The 14,330-nt window shown below is 63.9% G+C and carries 13 protein-coding genes; 5 read left to right on the forward strand and 8 right to left on the reverse strand.

The genetic code is table 11. The features are described from left to right. Nucleotides 1–240: 240 nt before the first annotated feature. The 4 genes from Q0K09_RS08225 to Q0K09_RS08240 all read left to right on the forward strand — a co-directional run bounded on the left by Q0K09_RS08225 (nucleotide 241) and on the right by Q0K09_RS08240 (nucleotide 6,041). A complete protein-coding gene (locus Q0K09_RS08225; RefSeq protein WP_294475164.1) occupies nucleotides 241–717 on the forward strand; it encodes a DUF1934 domain-containing protein in 477 nt (158 codons plus the stop codon). Between the two features lie 160 nt (nucleotides 718–877). Next, nucleotides 878–2,626, forward strand: coding sequence for an arginine--tRNA ligase (gene argS, locus Q0K09_RS08230; RefSeq protein WP_294475166.1), 1,749 nt, complete (start codon nucleotides 878–880; stop codon nucleotides 2,624–2,626). A gap of 326 nt (nucleotides 2,627–2,952) precedes the next feature. After that, nucleotides 2,953–4,425, forward strand: a complete 1,473-nt coding sequence (locus tag Q0K09_RS08235) for a haloacid dehalogenase-like hydrolase (RefSeq protein ID WP_294475168.1) — start codon at nucleotides 2,953–2,955, stop codon at nucleotides 4,423–4,425. A 344-nt stretch (nucleotides 4,426–4,769) separates the two neighbouring features. Then, nucleotides 4,770–6,041, forward strand: a complete 1,272-nt coding sequence (locus Q0K09_RS08240; protein WP_294475169.1) for a hemolysin family protein — start codon at nucleotides 4,770–4,772, stop codon at nucleotides 6,039–6,041. Nucleotides 6,042–6,099: 58 nt separating this feature from the next. On the opposite strand, the gene Q0K09_RS08245 is transcribed toward Q0K09_RS08240, so the two are convergent. From Q0K09_RS08245 to Q0K09_RS08260, 4 genes are all read right to left on the reverse strand, one after another. Further along, the gene (locus Q0K09_RS08245; protein ID WP_294475171.1) at nucleotides 6,100–6,684 is read right to left on the reverse strand and encodes a rubrerythrin family protein; all 585 of its coding nucleotides are present in this window, start codon (nucleotides 6,682–6,684) and stop codon (nucleotides 6,100–6,102) included. A 160-nt stretch (nucleotides 6,685–6,844) separates the two neighbouring features. Further along, nucleotides 6,845–7,993: a HAMP domain-containing sensor histidine kinase gene (locus tag Q0K09_RS08250; protein ID WP_294475173.1), complete on the reverse strand. Its 1,149-nt coding sequence runs from the start codon at nucleotides 7,991–7,993 to the stop codon at nucleotides 6,845–6,847. Nucleotides 7,994–8,213: 220 nt separating this feature from the next. Further along, nucleotides 8,214–8,567, reverse strand: coding sequence for an AzlD domain-containing protein (locus Q0K09_RS08255; RefSeq protein WP_294475176.1), 354 nt, complete (start codon nucleotides 8,565–8,567; stop codon nucleotides 8,214–8,216). A gap of 1 nt (nucleotide 8,568) precedes the next feature. Then, complete coding sequence (locus tag Q0K09_RS08260; protein WP_294475178.1) at nucleotides 8,569–9,279, reverse strand: AzlC family ABC transporter permease; 711 nt, start codon at nucleotides 9,277–9,279, stop codon at nucleotides 8,569–8,571. A gap of 112 nt (nucleotides 9,280–9,391) precedes the next feature. Between Q0K09_RS08260 and Q0K09_RS08265 the strand changes: the two genes are divergently transcribed. Beyond that, nucleotides 9,392–10,285 (forward strand): YegS/Rv2252/BmrU family lipid kinase, encoded by an 894-nt coding sequence (locus tag Q0K09_RS08265; protein WP_294475180.1) that lies wholly within the window; start codon nucleotides 9,392–9,394, stop codon nucleotides 10,283–10,285. A gap of 31 nt (nucleotides 10,286–10,316) precedes the next feature. On the opposite strand, the gene Q0K09_RS08270 is transcribed toward Q0K09_RS08265, so the two are convergent. From Q0K09_RS08270 to Q0K09_RS08285, 4 genes are all read right to left on the reverse strand, one after another. Then, nucleotides 10,317–11,702, reverse strand: coding sequence for an MATE family efflux transporter (locus tag Q0K09_RS08270; RefSeq protein WP_294475183.1), 1,386 nt, complete (start codon nucleotides 11,700–11,702; stop codon nucleotides 10,317–10,319). A 31-nt stretch (nucleotides 11,703–11,733) separates the two neighbouring features. Beyond that, nucleotides 11,734–12,324, reverse strand: a complete 591-nt coding sequence (locus Q0K09_RS08275; protein WP_294475185.1) for an HD domain-containing protein — start codon at nucleotides 12,322–12,324, stop codon at nucleotides 11,734–11,736. Nucleotides 12,325–12,380: 56 nt separating this feature from the next. Beyond that, on the reverse strand, nucleotides 12,381–13,304 hold the full coding sequence (locus tag Q0K09_RS08280; protein ID WP_365931883.1) for an AEC family transporter: 924 nt from the start codon (nucleotides 13,302–13,304) through the stop codon (nucleotides 12,381–12,383). 447 nt (nucleotides 13,305–13,751) lie between these two features. Continuing rightward, nucleotides 13,752–13,943: a hypothetical protein gene (locus tag Q0K09_RS08285; protein WP_294475189.1), complete on the reverse strand. Its 192-nt coding sequence runs from the start codon at nucleotides 13,941–13,943 to the stop codon at nucleotides 13,752–13,754. Between the last annotated feature and the right edge of the window lie 387 nt (nucleotides 13,944–14,330).

Consider the following 14,330-nt stretch of genomic DNA (forward strand, 5'->3'; position numbering starts at 1 on the left):
TGTGTTATACTCTTGCTCATGAAGGATATGGTCTCCTCTCGTACAGTTGGTGTGTGGTAACTCAACTATAACCGATGAGGCCTTATCCTTCATCCTTTTTCTTCCTCTGTCCAAGATCTATTGTAGTCCTACAAGCCCGCCGCTGCCGCAGTGGGAAACCCTCTTTACAAGGCGGCCCATCTATTATATAATGTCTCGGCTTAAACCGCGCGGAACACTTGAAATCGAGGTTTCTACCCAATGGATAAAAGCGTTATTATCTCCATCAGGGGCGTCCAGTCCCTGAACGACGACCCGCCGGAGGTCATCGAGCTGGTCACCGAGGGCCGGCTGATGGACTGCGGCGATGAGGGCTACACTCTCACCTATCAGGAGAGCGAGCTCACCGGACTGGAGGGGACCCTCACCACCTTCCAGGTGGAGCCGGACTGCGTCACCCTTCTGCGTATGGGGGTTGTCAACAGCCAGATGGTCTTTCAGCCGGGCCGGAGGCATTTCTCCATGTACGATACCCCTTACGGGGCCCTGTCCATCGGCGTCAACACCCGGAGGCTGCGGACCGCCCTGGACGAGCGCGGCGGCGAGATCGAGGTGGACTACGCCATCGAGATTGACCACGCCGTGGCGGGGGAGAACATCTTCCACATCGACGTCCGGGAGAAGGGAGAGCCGCCCCGCAGCGGCAGTCCCCTTCAGGAGGCTGGGCTGTCCTGTTAGAGGGCTCCGCCCTCCTGGGGGTTGCGGCTCCCGCCGGGCAGGCGGCCCACCGGCAGGATGCCGGGGCCCTTTCCGGCGGGACGCCGGACCCTCAAGGGGGACCCTTGCCCCGGAGGGTGGGGGCGCCCCCACACAACAAAAAGAAAGGTGAATGAGGAACATGTCAAATCTCATCCAGGCCGCCAAGGAAGAGGCGGCGGCCCTCACCCAGCGGGCCTACGAGAAGGCCGCGGCGCAGGGCGTGCTCCCCGGCGGGGTGGAGGTCTCCGCCACGGTGGAGATTCCCAAGGACGTCTCCCATGGGGACTACGCCTCCTCCTTCGCCATGGCCGGAGCCCGGGCCATGCGCCTGCCTCCCCGAACCATCGCCCAGGCCGTCTGTGAACGCCTGGAGCTGGGGGGCTCCTTCTTCCAGAAGGCTGAGATTGCCGGCCCCGGCTTCCTCAATTTCACCTTGGGACCCAAATGGTACGGCCAGGTCATGGCTGCGGTGGAGGCCGAGGGCAGAGGCTACGGCGGCAGCGACGTGGGCTGCGGCGAGCGGGTCATGGTGGAGTTCGTCTCCGCCAACCCCACCGGCCCCATGCACATGGGCAACGCCCGAGGGGGCGTGCTGGGGGACACCCTGGCCAATGTCCTCCACATGGCGGGATACGACACCTGGAAGGAGTTCTACGTCAACGACGCCGGCAACCAAATCCACAAGTTCGCCGTGTCCATTGACGCCCGGTACCACCAGCTCCTGCTGGGGGAGGAGAACTTCCCCTTTCCCGAGGACGGCTACCACGGCGACGATATCCGGGAGCTGGCCGCCGCCTTCCGGGCCCAGGAGGGGGACGGTTGGCTGAACAAGCCGGAGGAGGAGCGCCAGGCGGCCATGGCTCGGTTCGGTCTGTCGGTAAACGTGCCCAAGATGAAGGAGGACCTGCGCCGCTATCACATCGAGTACGACGAGTGGTTCTTTGAGTCCACCCTCCACGAGAGCGGCTATGTGGCCGAGACTGTGGATCTCCTGGCCGGCAAGGGCTGGACCTACAAGAAGGAAGGGGCTCTCTGGCTCAACACCACCGAGCTGCTGAAGCAGAAGTACCTCTCCGAGGGCAAGACCCAGGAGCAGGTGGACAAGCTGGACCTGAAGGACGACGTCCTCCGCCGGGCCAACGGCTTTTATACCTACTTCGCCGCCGATATCGCCTACCACCGCAACAAGCTGGAAAAGCGGGGCTTTGACAAGGCCGTCAATATCTGGGGGGCCGACCACCACGGCCATGTGGCCCGGCTCCAGGCCGCCCTGGACGGCCTGGGTCTGGACGGCTCCCACCGGCTGGTGGTGGTGCTCATGCAGCTGGTGAACCTCCTCCAGGACGGCAAGCCGGTGAGGATGTCCAAGCGCTCCGGAAAGGCCATCGCCCTTCACGACCTCCTGGACGAGATCAGCGTGGACGCCGCCCGGTACTTCTTCAACTCCCGGACCTCCACCTCTCCCCTGGACTTCGATCTGGACCTGGCTGTCCGGGAGGACGCCGACAACCCGGTGTACTATGTCCAGTATGCCCACGCCCGCATCTGCTCCATGGTGCGGAAGATGGCCGAAGAGGGGATCACGGTCCCCGCCGCCGGGGTGGTGAACCCCTCCCTGCTGGCCCAGCCCGAGGAGAAGGCTCTTCTGAAGGCCCTCTCCGAGCTCCCCGAGGAGGTCCGCCTGGCCGCCCGGGACTATGACCCCTCCCGCATCAACCGCTATCTGGTGGACCTGGCGGGGCACTTCCACCGCTTCTACAACACCTGCCGCTGTATGGTGGAGGACGCCGCCCTCCGGGACGCCCGGCTGAAGCTGGCCGATACCACCCGGGCGGTCATCGCCCAGGGCCTGGACCTGCTGGGAGTCAGCGCCCCAGAAAAAATGTGAGCACAAGACCCAAGGACCGGCTTGGAGGCCGGTCCTTTTTTTGAGCACAGACGGCCCCTATGCCTCTCCCCACCGGCGGAGGGGTGTGAGCACCCTCCCAGGGAATGGGCGAACATCCAAATATTTTCCGTGTAAAGATTGTGTAAAATATACAAAAAGAAAATGCAAAATCTGGCGAGATAGGAGAAAATCACATCCGCCATTGAATCGCACAGGTGCTCGTGGTATCATCAAACTGCCTTTACCGGGAAGGAGGAATGCCGGGACTACACATGCTCCAGCGGGCGAAAAACCCATTCTATTGAGTATGTTAGGAGGAAATGTCTATGAAAAATCGCAAGATCAGCAAGCTGCTGGCACTGGGCCTGACCTTTGCCCTGGGCGTGGGGATGTCCACCGCCTTCGCCGCCTCGTCCGTCGTTCCCGCCACCACCCGGGTGACCGTGGACGGACAGGCCGTCTCCGTGGATGCCTACAACATCAACAACGGCAACAACTACTTCAGCCTCCGGGACTTCGCCTCCAATCTGGATGTGGGCCTGACCTGGGACGCCGCCACCGACACCGCCGCCATTGACACCACCGCCCACTACAAGCCCGACGAGACCCAGCTCATCACTGGCAACTGGGCCCCCGCCACCCGGGCGCGCATCCAGGCTGTCATCGACGAGAATGCCAACCAGGGCAAGTATGTGGTCTTCGACTTCGACAACACCTCCGTTATCTTCGATGTGCAGGAGGCCCTGCTGATGTACCAGATTGAGAATCTGGTCTTCGCCATTGAACCCGGAGAGATGGCAGCCGTGCTGGAGACCGGCATTCCCGACCTGAACCTCTCCATGGGCGTCAGCCTGGACGGGAAGGCCATCACCCCCGCCACCCTGGTGGCCGACCTGGTCTCCGACTACACCTGGATTTACAACAACTATGAGGGGATGAACGGCAGCCACGACCTGGACTACATCCACGCCTCCAACGAGTATCAGGACTTCGAGGCCAAGCTGCGCTTCATGTACAACAACCTGGGCGACTACTTTGACCATGCCGTCTCCTACCCCTGGGTCACCTACCTCTTCACCGGCATGACCCCTGCCGAGGTGCAGGAGCTGGCCACCGCCTCCCACCAGTACTGGGCCGCCTATGGCCGCTACGCCTCCGAGACTCTGACCTCCCCCCTGGAGCTGCCCGGTGAGACCGGCATTGTCAGCACCTCCTACACCACCGGCCTGACCTTCACCGACGAGCTCCTTGACCTCTACCACACCCTGATGGCCAACGGCATCGACGTCTACATCGTCTCCGCCTCCCCCATCGACACCATCCTGGCCGCCAACGCGTGCATGGGCTACGGCGTCCCCGAGGAGAACGTCTTCGCCATGCGCAACAAGCTGGGGGCCGATGGCCGCTACATCAACGAGTACAACTACGACTGGGGCGGCGAGGGCATGTATGCCCAGACCCAGGGCGAGGGCAAGAGCACCATCATCACCAACTTCATCGCCCCTCAGTATAACGGCGCCGGCCCCCTGATGGTCTTCGGCGACAGCTCCGGAGACTGGAACATGATGACCGACTGGATGGAGTCCGGAGACACCGTCCTGGGCGTCATCTTCAACCGCTACCGCAGCACCAGCGATCCCATCTGGCAGGGCTCCACTGAGGCCGCCGCCGCCATCGGCGACCCAGACGCCCGCTTCGTGCTCCAGGGCCGCGACGAGAACACCGGCGAGCTGCGCCCCTCTGAGTACTCCATCCTGCTGGGCTCCACCCAGGAGGTCCTGGTCCGCCCCGCTTCCTGACCCGCCTGTATGGAGGCGTCTGAGGACCCGTTACCCGATCAAACAACCCCCGCCCGGTCCCGCCAAGGGCCGGGCGGGGGCCTTTTCCGCCGGACCGGGGACCGGATCCGCCGCCGGCTGGAATTTCCCCCTTGCGGGATCGGCGCATTTCTGATATACTTTCAAGGAATAAACTTTTGAAAGGGGTCGGTGAGTCCCCGTGGACCAGCCTCCGCCCAGTTTTTACATCCTTCGGAAAAAGAGGACAGCCTTAGCCTGACAGGCCTAGGGCTGTCCTTTCGCACATAAAATCCGAAGTCCTCCGGCCCCAAATCTTTCAGAGAAAGTGGAGTTGATCTGTCCTTATGGACCCCCAAAGTATTTTGATGATTGCCGCCCTGGCCGTTCTGGTGGCCTTTTCCGCCTACTTCTCCGCCACGGAGACGGCCTTCACCTCCCTCAACCGCATTCGTATGCGCAGCCGGGCGGAGGGGGGCGACCGCCGGGCCGCCATGGCCCTGCGGCTGTCGGAGGACTATGACCGCTTCCTGTCCACCATTCTCATCGGCAACAACATTGTGAACATCTCGGCCTCCACCCTGGGCACTGTCCTCTTCACCAAGCATGTGGGGGACGCCTACGGCCCCCTGGTGTCCACCATTGTGCTCACCGCCGTCATTCTGATCTTCGGGGAGATCTCCCCCAAGAGCCTGGCCAAGGAGCACGCCGAGTCCTTCGCCATGTTTTCGGCCCCCATCCTGCGGATTTTCCTGGCGGTTCTGGGGCCGCTGAACTTTATTTTCGCCCAGTGGAAGCGGCTCATCAGCCACCTCTTCCGCCACAGCCCCGATGCGGGCATCACCGAAGAGGAGCTCATCACCATGGTGGACCAGGCCGAGAACGAGGGCGGCCTGGACCAGGAGGAGAGTGCGCTCATCCGATCGGCCATTGAGTTCGGCGATCTGGAGGTGGAGGAGATTCTCACCCCCCGAGTGGACATCGTGGCGGTGGAGGACACCGACACCATGGACGAGATCGCCAGGGTCTTCGCCGAGAGCGGCTACTCCCGGCTGCCGGTCTACCACGAGGACATCGACAACATTGTGGGGGTCATCCACGAGAAGGACTTCCACGCCGCCCGCTACCACGGCCAGAACGACGTCTCCGCCCTGGTCTCCAACATCCTCTACACCACCGCCACCACCAAGATTTCCGATCTGCTGCGGATTCTCCAGAAGGCCAAGGCCCACATGGTCATCGTGGTGGACGAGTACGGCGGCACCGAGGGCCTGTGTACCCTGGAGGACATCGTGGAGGAGCTGGTGGGAGAGATCTGGGACGAGCATGACGAGGTCATTGAGGAGTTCCGCAAGCAGGCCGACGGCAGCTACCTCATCTCCTGCAACGCCAACCTCACCGACCTCTACGACCTCTTCTCCCTGAAGGGGGAGAGCGACTCCAACACCGTCTCCGGCTGGGTCATGGAGGAGGTGGGCCGGGTCCCCGAGGTGGGCGACCACTTCGTCTACGAGGATTTGGACGTCACCGTTACCGAGGTGGACCACCGCCGGGTCCTGGAAATCCGGGTGGTGGTCCTGCCCCAGAAGAAGGAGGAGCAGGACTCCGAAAAGAAATAGAGCTGTGCGCACAAAAGCCCCCTCCAGGCTGTGGACCCGGAGGGGGCTTTTTCTGGCATCAGACCTGCTTCTGGTAGGTAACGGGCTCAAAGGAGCCGATGGCGTGGCAGACGCTGCACACGTCGGGGCGCTGTTCAAAGATAGCGCCGCAGAAGAGGCAGCGGTAGCCCTTCGCCTGGACGGTTTTGGGGGGCTTGGGGGGCTCCGGGGCGGGAGCTGCGGCGGAGGCTGCGGCGGAGGCCGCCCGCTGGCTGCTCTGGAGCTGGGTCAGCGTGGCCATGAACTGGTACTCGTGGTCCTGCTCGATCTTGGCCACGCCCTCGAAGAGCTCCGCAATGTCGTCATAGCCCTCCTCCCGGGCTGTCTGGGCGAATTGGGGATACAGGCTGCTCCACTCGCCGTACTCCCCCCGGATGGCGTCCTTGAGGTTGCCGACGGTGGAGCTGATGCCGATGGCCTTTTCATAGAACAGCCGGCCGTGAACCCCCTCGTTCTTGGCCATGCTCTCGAAGAGATCGGCGATTTCCATGAGCCCCTCCTTCCGGGCCTTTTCGGCAAAGAAGAGGTACTTGTTCCGGGCCATGGACTCCCCGCTGAAGGCGGCCAGCAGGTTCTGTTTGGTTTGGGATGCTTCAAATGACATGGGAACCCCTCCTAAACAATAATAATTCTCGATATTGATAATAGAATACCCAAATGCACTGCTGTTGTCAAGCCTCTGCTAAAAAATTTTCCGAAGCGCCTCCCCTCCCTGAAAGGACGTTGACCCCGGACCGGGTCCTGGATTGAGGCTGGGGCGCGGTTTAGCCGTATTCCGGCCCCGCAGGGTCAGGGACCAGGGGGAGGAGGATGTGGAAGGCGGTCCGCCGGCCGTCGCTCTCGGCCCGGATGGCGCCGCCGTGGCGCTCCACGATCTCCCGGGCGATGGCCAGACCCAGCCCGGCCCCGCCGGTGCGGGTGGAGCGGGCCTGGTCCAGGCGGTAGAATTTTTGGAAGATATGGGTGAGCTCCTGCTCGGGGATCTCCAGGCCCTCGTTGCGGATGGAGATTTCGGCCTCCCGTCCCCGGGCGCGGGCTTCCAGCTCTACTGCGCCGCCGGGGGTGCTGTAGCTCACGGCGTTGCGGAGGACGTTTTCAAAAACCCGGACCAGCTTGTCCGCCTCTCCCCAGACCACCAGCCGGGGGGTGATGTCGGTGCGGCAGGTGAGGCCCTTTTCGGCAAAGGCGGGATAGAATTCATCGGCGAGCTGTTCCAGCAGAAGGGAGAGCTGGATGGGCTCCCCGCCCTCACCCGGAGCGCCCAGGTCCATCCGGGTGATGTCAAAGAACTCGCTGACCAGCTCCTCCAGGCGGTTTGCCTTGTCCAGGGCAACGTCGGTGTACTTGCGCCGCTGTTCCTCGGGCAGGGCGGGCTCGTCGTGGAGGAGGTTTAAGTAGCCCAGCACGGAGGTCAGGGGGGTTTTGAGGTCATGGGCCAGGAAGGCCACCAAATCCTGCCGGCGCTGCTTGGCCTCACGGGCCTGGGCTTCCCGGGCCTCCAGGGTGTGCTGGAGGGTCCGCAGGTCCTCCTCCAGGGGCCGAAGCTCCCGGGGGAGGGAGACCGGCTCTCCGGTCTCGGCCATGACCTGCCCCACGGCGGCGGCGATCTGGTCCAGCCAGCGGGTGAACCGCCCAAGGGCCAGGTAAAAGGCCCCCAGCATCAGCAGCACCGTCAGAAGAGCCAGCCAGGCCTCCTTGTGGTTCCGAAAGACGGTCTGGTAAAACGCCTGGGCCCCGGCCTCGTCATAGCCGAAGAGGCTCTGGCAGGCCCACAGCACGCCCCGGGCGAAGGCGTCCTGGAGGAGGCCGTCCACCACCGTCTCCCACAGGGCCAGGGCTGCGGCCAGGGCCAGCAGGGTCCCCAGCACCACCAGCAGCAGCATTTTTCCCTTGAGCCTGGCATATCGCTTCATGGCGCTCCCTCCTGCGGCGGTCCTGTTCTCCCATGTCGGAAGCAGGAAACGCCGCCTGTGCGGTTCGATATTCTGCTTTCACTCTGATGTGCCGATGGGCGCCGCCTGCCAGCTGTTTCAGGCGGGAAATATGGGACGCCCATGTCCAAGCCAATGGAGCCGTTTCATTTCCCGCAAAAAAACTTCAATTTGATTCCTGGCCATGGATCGTGTCTCTCTATCACACAAAGACCGCCTGGACCAGCACCATGTAGAGCGCCGTCCCGCCGAAGATGGACAGGAGGTTGTTGTGCTTCCAGAGGTGGAGGGCCACCACGGCCACGGCGGAGAGGAGCGGCGGGGCCCACCCAGCCAGGGCGGCCAGGTCGGGGCCAAGGGCGAACTGCACATTCCGCAGGCAGTAGACGATGAGCATGGCGATGACGGCGGGGGGCAGGACCCGGCCCAGGTAGAGGATCGCCTTGGGCGGCTGGCTCCCCCGTCCGAAGAGGAGGAAGGGCAGCACCCGGGTGAGGAAGGTGACGCCGGCCATGACGGCGATGGAGGCCACAGCCTGTCCGGTGGTGAGGGACATATCAGACCGCTTCCTTTCCGTCTGCCTCCTCCTGCCGGTCCAGTCGGACCCGGAGGAGGAGCAGAGCCAAAATGATGACGCACAGGGCGGGAATGAGCATGGCCTCCGCCCCCAGCAGCACCAGAGCGGCCACCGTAATGCCGCAGCCCAGCAGGGCGGGCAGGTGGGAGGGGTAGCTCTCCCACTGCTCCACGGCGATGACCAGGAAGAGGGCGGTCATAGCGAAATCAATGCCGGTGGTGTCAAACTGGAGGAGGGCCCCCGCCGCGCCGCCGATCACCGAGCCCAAAATCCAGTAGCCGTGGTCCAGCACGGCGATGGCAAAGTAGTAGGCGTGGGGGTCCACCCGCTCGGGCACTCGGGCGGAAGCCAGGAGGGCGTAGGTCTCATCGGTGAGGGAGAAGATCATGTAGAGCTTCTTCCAGCCCATGCCCAGGAACTTCTCCAGCATACTCAGGCCGTAGACCAGATGCCGGAAGTTCAGAATCAGGGTGAGCACCGCCACACTGGTGAGGGCGGCCCCGTTCCGCAGGAGCTCCACCCCCATGTACTGGCCGGAGCCGGCGTAGATGGTGAGGGACATGAAAAAGGCCCAAATGACATTGTAGCCAGCGGCCTCCAGCATCAGGCCGAAGGCAATGCCGATGGAGAGGTAGCCCATCATCACCGGGAGGGTGGCGGGCAGGGCGGCCCGAAAGGCGCGTCGGTACATCGTTCGTTTCCACTTCCTTGTGTTGGCGTCCTCATCCCGAAAAAAAGCTTGCTTTTCCGGGAAGCCTTGTTTAATATCGTCTTGACAGAGTTTACAGCACGGAGGGACAGCTATGAAACGCCTGCTCTTTATCTACAACCCCCAGGCGGGAAGGGGCATCATCAAAAATCACCTGGCCGCTGTGGCCGACCTCTTCACCAAGGCGGGATATTTGGTGACGGTCTGGCCCACCCAGGGCAAGGAGGACGCCGCCCATGTGGCGGCCCAGCAGGGCTGGTGGTATGACCGGGTGGTCTGCTGCGGCGGAGACGGCACGCTCAGCGAGACGGTCTCCGGCCTGCTGACCATGGACCAGCCCCCGGTCCTGGGCTACATCCCGGCGGGCACCACCAACGACTTCTCCAAAAACCTGGGCCTGCCCCGGGGCGTGGAGAATGCCGCAGCCACTGCGGCGGCGGGGGTCCCCCGACCCTGCGACATGGGCCGCTTCAATGAGCGAACCTTTGTCTATGTGGCGGCCTTCGGCATCTTTACCGACGTGAGCTACGGCACCCCCCAGCACTTCAAGAGCGCCTTCGGCCACCTGGCCTATGTGCTGGAGGGGGCCACCAAGCTGGGGGACCTGGGGCGGTCCCACCACCTGAAGGCGGTGTACGACGGCGGCGAGCTGGAGGGGGACTTCCTCTACGGCATGGTAACCAACACCAGCTCGGTGGGGGGCTTCAAGATCTTCCCCCCCAGCCAGATCTCCCTGAACGACGGTGTCTTTGAGGTTGTGCTCATCCGCCAGCCCCGGAGCCTGGCCGACTTTCAGGAGACCCTCCTGGCTCTGGCACGGCAGTCCACCGGCGCCAGCGGCCGGGTGGAGGCATTCCACACCAGCCGTCTCACCATCACCGCCCAGGACCCCATCCCCTGGACCCTGGACGGGGAGTATGGCGGCGCCCCGGAGACGGCTAAAATCGAAAACCTCCACAAGGCCCTCACCCTGGTATGGGGGAAATAGGCGCCTGTTTTGGCGCTGACACGCCTGGGTCCTACCGCTCCTCCTGCCGGAGCTGGCGCTCCCGCTGGTCCAGAATTTTGGGGAAGCGCCAGAGGAAGACGCCGCCGGTGACCAGGGCGGCGGTGATATCAGCCGCCGGCTCGGCCAGGAAGACGGCCAGCACCCGGTCGGAGAAGAAGCTGGGCAGCAGGAAGATCAGGGGAATGAGGAGGATGACCTTCCGCAGAAGGGCCAGAAAGAGGGAGATCTTGGCCTGGCCCAGGGCCACGAAGGTCTGCTGGCAGGCATTCTGAATGCCCAGCATGAACATGCCGGCGGCATAGACCCGCAGGGTCCAGACGGCGATCCCCACCAGGGCGGGCTCATCGTTAAAGATGGTCACGAAATGGAGGGGGAAGAGCTCGATGGCCGCGCACACAGCGGTGCTGAAGGCGAAGGCCCACAAAAAGGTCAGCCGGAAGGCCTTCCGCACCCGGTCCAGCTGCCCGGAGCCGTAGTTGTAGCCGATGATGGGCTGTGCCCCCTGGCCAATGCCCTGGAAGAGCAGATAGAATACCTGCATGATGCTCGAGCAGATGGTCATGGCCCCCACCGCCGGGTCCCCGCCGTAGGTCTTCAGAGAGGCGTTGAAGGCAATGTTCACCAGGCTCTCGGTGGACTGCATGATGAAGGGGGAGACCCCCAGGGCCAGCACCGGGGCGAGGACCTGCCAGTCCAGCCGGGCAAAGCGCCGCTGGAGCCGGAGCCTGGTGCGGCGGCCCATCAGGAAGCACACCACCCACACAGCGGAGACCCCCTGGGCGGTGATGGTGGCCAGAGCCGCCCCCGTGACCCCCATGTCGAAGGTGAAGATGAAGATGGGGTCCAGGACGATGTTCACCACCGCCCCGATGAGCACCGTGGCCATGCCCACGGTGGAAAAGCCCTGGGCGGTGATGAAATAGTTGAGCCCCAGGGAGAGCTCCACAAAGATGGAGCCGGCCAGGTAGACGGTCAGATAGTCCCTGGCGTAGCCGATGGTGTTCTCCGTGGCCCCGAAGAGGTAGAGCATGGGCTCCTGAATCGCCAGGAAGAGCACCGTGACCGCCACCCCCAGCACCACCAGAAGGGCGGCGCTGCTCCCCAGAATGGCGTTGGCCTCCTCCTCCTGGCCGGCCCCCATGCGGACCGCCGCCCGGGAGCCGCCTCCCACGCCCACCAGGGCCGCAATGGCCGAGACGAACATGATGACGGGAAAGCACACCCCCAGGCCGGTGAGGGCCAGGTCCCCCACCCCTTCCATGCGGCCGATGTACATGCGGTCCACAATGTTGTAGAGGGCGTTGACCAGCTGGGCGGTGACTGTGGGCACCGCCAGCCGCACCAGCAGAGGCCCTACCGGGTCCCTGCCCAGGTCGTTCTGCCGTTTTTCGCGCATGGCTTCCATTCCTTCCTTCCAGAGGGCGGTCTCAGCGGGCGCCGTCCTCCCCTTCCAGAAAATAGGTGGCCTCCATGTCGGCCACACTGAGGGCAAAGGCCAGGGGATACTGCTGGAGAGCCTGGCCCACCTGGCGCTTGTCCTCCTGGCCGGAGAAGCCCATGTGCCAGCGGATGGCCATGGCCTCCTCCCGCTTGAGCCGCATGAAGCCGGAGATGATGTAGACCGACTTCTCCCCGTGGCCGTAGGGGAGGGGGTCCTCGTAGTAGTAGGTGGGCACCGCCGTCCACTTGCCGTCGGGGCCCTTGACGTTCCGGGTCCCCGCCCGGTAGCAGCCGGCCTTGCACAGGTCGTGGAGGAGGGCCGCGATGGCCGCCGACTCCTCCGGGACCTCCAGGCCGTAGTCCTCCCGGACCCGCTCCCGCTCCAGGTAGGCGGCAAGGCAGCGGTAGACGTTGACGCTGTGCTGGCACAGCCCACCCTCGTAAGCCCCGTGGTACCGGGCCGAGGCGGGGGCGGTGAAGAAGTCTGACTTGTGCTCTAAGTAGTCCAGCAGGGCGTCGGCCCCCTCCCGGTGGATGTTGGCGGTATAGATCTCGATGAATTCCTCTCTGGCGGACACAGTGGTCCCTCCTCTGTGTATGTTTTGCATCGGGCCGCAGTGGGGCGCGATGCGGTTCACCCCAGCCCGGAGAGCTGCAGGGCCACCGTGGCGAAGAGGGGCAGGGTGAGCAGGGACAGGAGCGTGACGGCGCTGATGCTCTCAGCGGCCAGGGCGGCGTCCCGGCCGAACCGCTGGGCCATCATGGAGGTGGCCCCGGCAGGGGGCACCGCGCAGAGTACCACGCAGGCACAGTAGGACATGGGCTCCAGCCGCAGGGGGAGGAGGACCACCATGGCGATGAGGGGGGCCGCCAGCAGCCGCACTGCCGCCACCAGCCAGATACGCCGGTCGGCCAGGGCGGCGCGGAGGTCGGCCCTGGCCATCTGGGCCCCCAGGATAATCATGGGCAGGGGGGTGTTGAGGTCGGCCAAAGCGCTGATGGCGTTGTTCACCGGCTCTGGGGGCCGCCACCCGGTGAGGAAGAGGGTCAGGCCGATCACCGTCCCCACAGTGGCGGGGTTGACCAGAGCGGAGCGGGGGGTGATCGTTCCCCCCATGGTGCGGAGGCCCTGGGTCCACAGGAAAAGGTTGAAGGCCGTGGCCGACACCGCGCCGAAGATGGCGGCCTCGCTGCCCAGCACGGCTATCACCAGGGGCAGGCCCATGAAGCCGTTGTTGCCGTAGGCCGCCCCAAAGCGGAGGGGCCCCCGCTGGTCCAGGGGCTCCCGCCGGAAGCAGAGCTGGGCGAGCAGAATCCCCAGCAGGGTACACAGGGCGTAGGCCCCCAGGAAGATGCTAAGCGTCTCCACCATGCCCGGCGCCCGGGGCGTCTCAAAAGAACGCGTCATGATGCAGGGGGTGACCATATAGAGGACCAGGGTGGACATCTGGGAGGTCCCCTCCGGGGTGAGCACCCCCAGCCGGGCCAGGATATATCCCACCCCAATCAGCAAAAATAAGGTGGCCACCTGTCCGGCCACCACCAGAAAGTTTTCCACCATCCCTCTCCAGGCCGTCCCTTCTCCCGCCCTCCCCGGACGCAGCAGAGGAAGACGGCGTGATTTTCCCGCCCGGGGCAGGGGACTGCGGGGCCGAAAGCCGGGGCCTTCGGGCGGCTCCATTCCGGGACGGGTGCGCAGCGTTTATGATTATCATGCGTGCGGAACAAAGCCGCGAGCCTTGAACGCACAGGCTTTCAAGGCCCATCGGTTTTGTTCCGGAGCAGGGTTTTTGGCCGAAACAGTCAAAAAAACCTTGCGCTTCCTGCGGTAGACATTATTATATCGAAGCCGGCCCATCCTGTAAAGGGGGCTCCCCCTCCGGGGCAGAAAAAACGCCCCTTCCGGCGGGCCACCGGCTGCGTTTGGGACGTATCCCCTGCGGAAAGAGTGGAAAACCCGCAGGCCGCAGCGCCCGGGCTCCAACGAAGCGGCTCCGCCAGGTGCTTACGGGGAGAGCATCGACAGCAGGCGCTTCCCGGAGGCCGTTTGGAAGACCCGGTCCCGGAACTGCTGAATGGCGGCCCGGCGATAGCCGGACTCCTCCGCGTTGACCAGAAAGTCCGCCTCCAGCAGGATCTGGCAGTCCGGCCCGTCCACGTCCGTGCAGGCATGGTGGTGGGTGAGCAGAAAGACCACCCGCCGCACCGTCTCCTCCGGCAGGTCGAATTCCGCCAGGAAGGGCAGCAGCAGCCCCTGGATCTCCGCCTCCTGATGCCTGCCGTCCGTATCGCCATACTTCCGGCGGCAGAGGGGGCAGGCGATGTCGTGAAGGATGTGTGCGTACTCCAGCCTCCCGATAATCTCCGCATAGGCGTAAACTTTCAGAAAATGGTTGGCGTCATGGGGGCCCCGCCGTAAAACCCAATCATCTTTCGGATCAATTTTTCTTTATGGTTATCCCTTTGCATCAGCGAATTGCAACTCCTTGCAGCAGAAGGCGTTGGAGCTAGGGCTTGTTTGAAAATTGGCGATGTGTCCGGCAGCGAGGGGTTTTGGGCCGCTGGCAAGCAATTTTTTCGCAGG

The organism is uncultured Intestinimonas sp. (assembly GCF_944387725.1).
GTDB lineage: Bacteria > Bacillota > Clostridia > Oscillospirales > Oscillospiraceae > Intestinimonas.

Excerpts from the sequence above, each read along its gene's own strand:
- Q0K09_RS08240 (WP_294475169.1), top strand. The coding sequence starts at position 4,770 with ATGGACCCCCAAAGTATTTTGATGATTGCCGCCCTGGCCGTTCTGGTG.
- Q0K09_RS08250 (WP_294475173.1), bottom strand. The coding sequence starts at position 7,993 with ATGAAGCGATATGCCAGGCTCAAGGGAAAAATGCTGCTGCTGGTGGTG.
- Q0K09_RS08270 (WP_294475183.1), bottom strand. The coding sequence starts at position 11,702 with ATGCGCGAAAAACGGCAGAACGACCTGGGCAGGGACCCGGTAGGGCCT.
- Q0K09_RS08260 (WP_294475178.1), bottom strand. The coding sequence starts at position 9,279 with ATGTACCGACGCGCCTTTCGGGCCGCCCTGCCCGCCACCCTCCCGGTG.
- Q0K09_RS08225 (WP_294475164.1), top strand. The coding sequence starts at position 241 with ATGGATAAAAGCGTTATTATCTCCATCAGGGGCGTCCAGTCCCTGAAC.
- argS (WP_294475166.1), top strand. The coding sequence starts at position 878 with ATGTCAAATCTCATCCAGGCCGCCAAGGAAGAGGCGGCGGCCCTCACC.
- Q0K09_RS08245 (WP_294475171.1), bottom strand. The coding sequence starts at position 6,684 with ATGTCATTTGAAGCATCCCAAACCAAACAGAACCTGCTGGCCGCCTTC.
- Q0K09_RS08255 (WP_294475176.1), bottom strand. The coding sequence starts at position 8,567 with ATGTCCCTCACCACCGGACAGGCTGTGGCCTCCATCGCCGTCATGGCC.
- Q0K09_RS08265 (WP_294475180.1), top strand. The coding sequence starts at position 9,392 with ATGAAACGCCTGCTCTTTATCTACAACCCCCAGGCGGGAAGGGGCATC.
- Q0K09_RS08235 (WP_294475168.1), top strand. The coding sequence starts at position 2,953 with ATGAAAAATCGCAAGATCAGCAAGCTGCTGGCACTGGGCCTGACCTTT.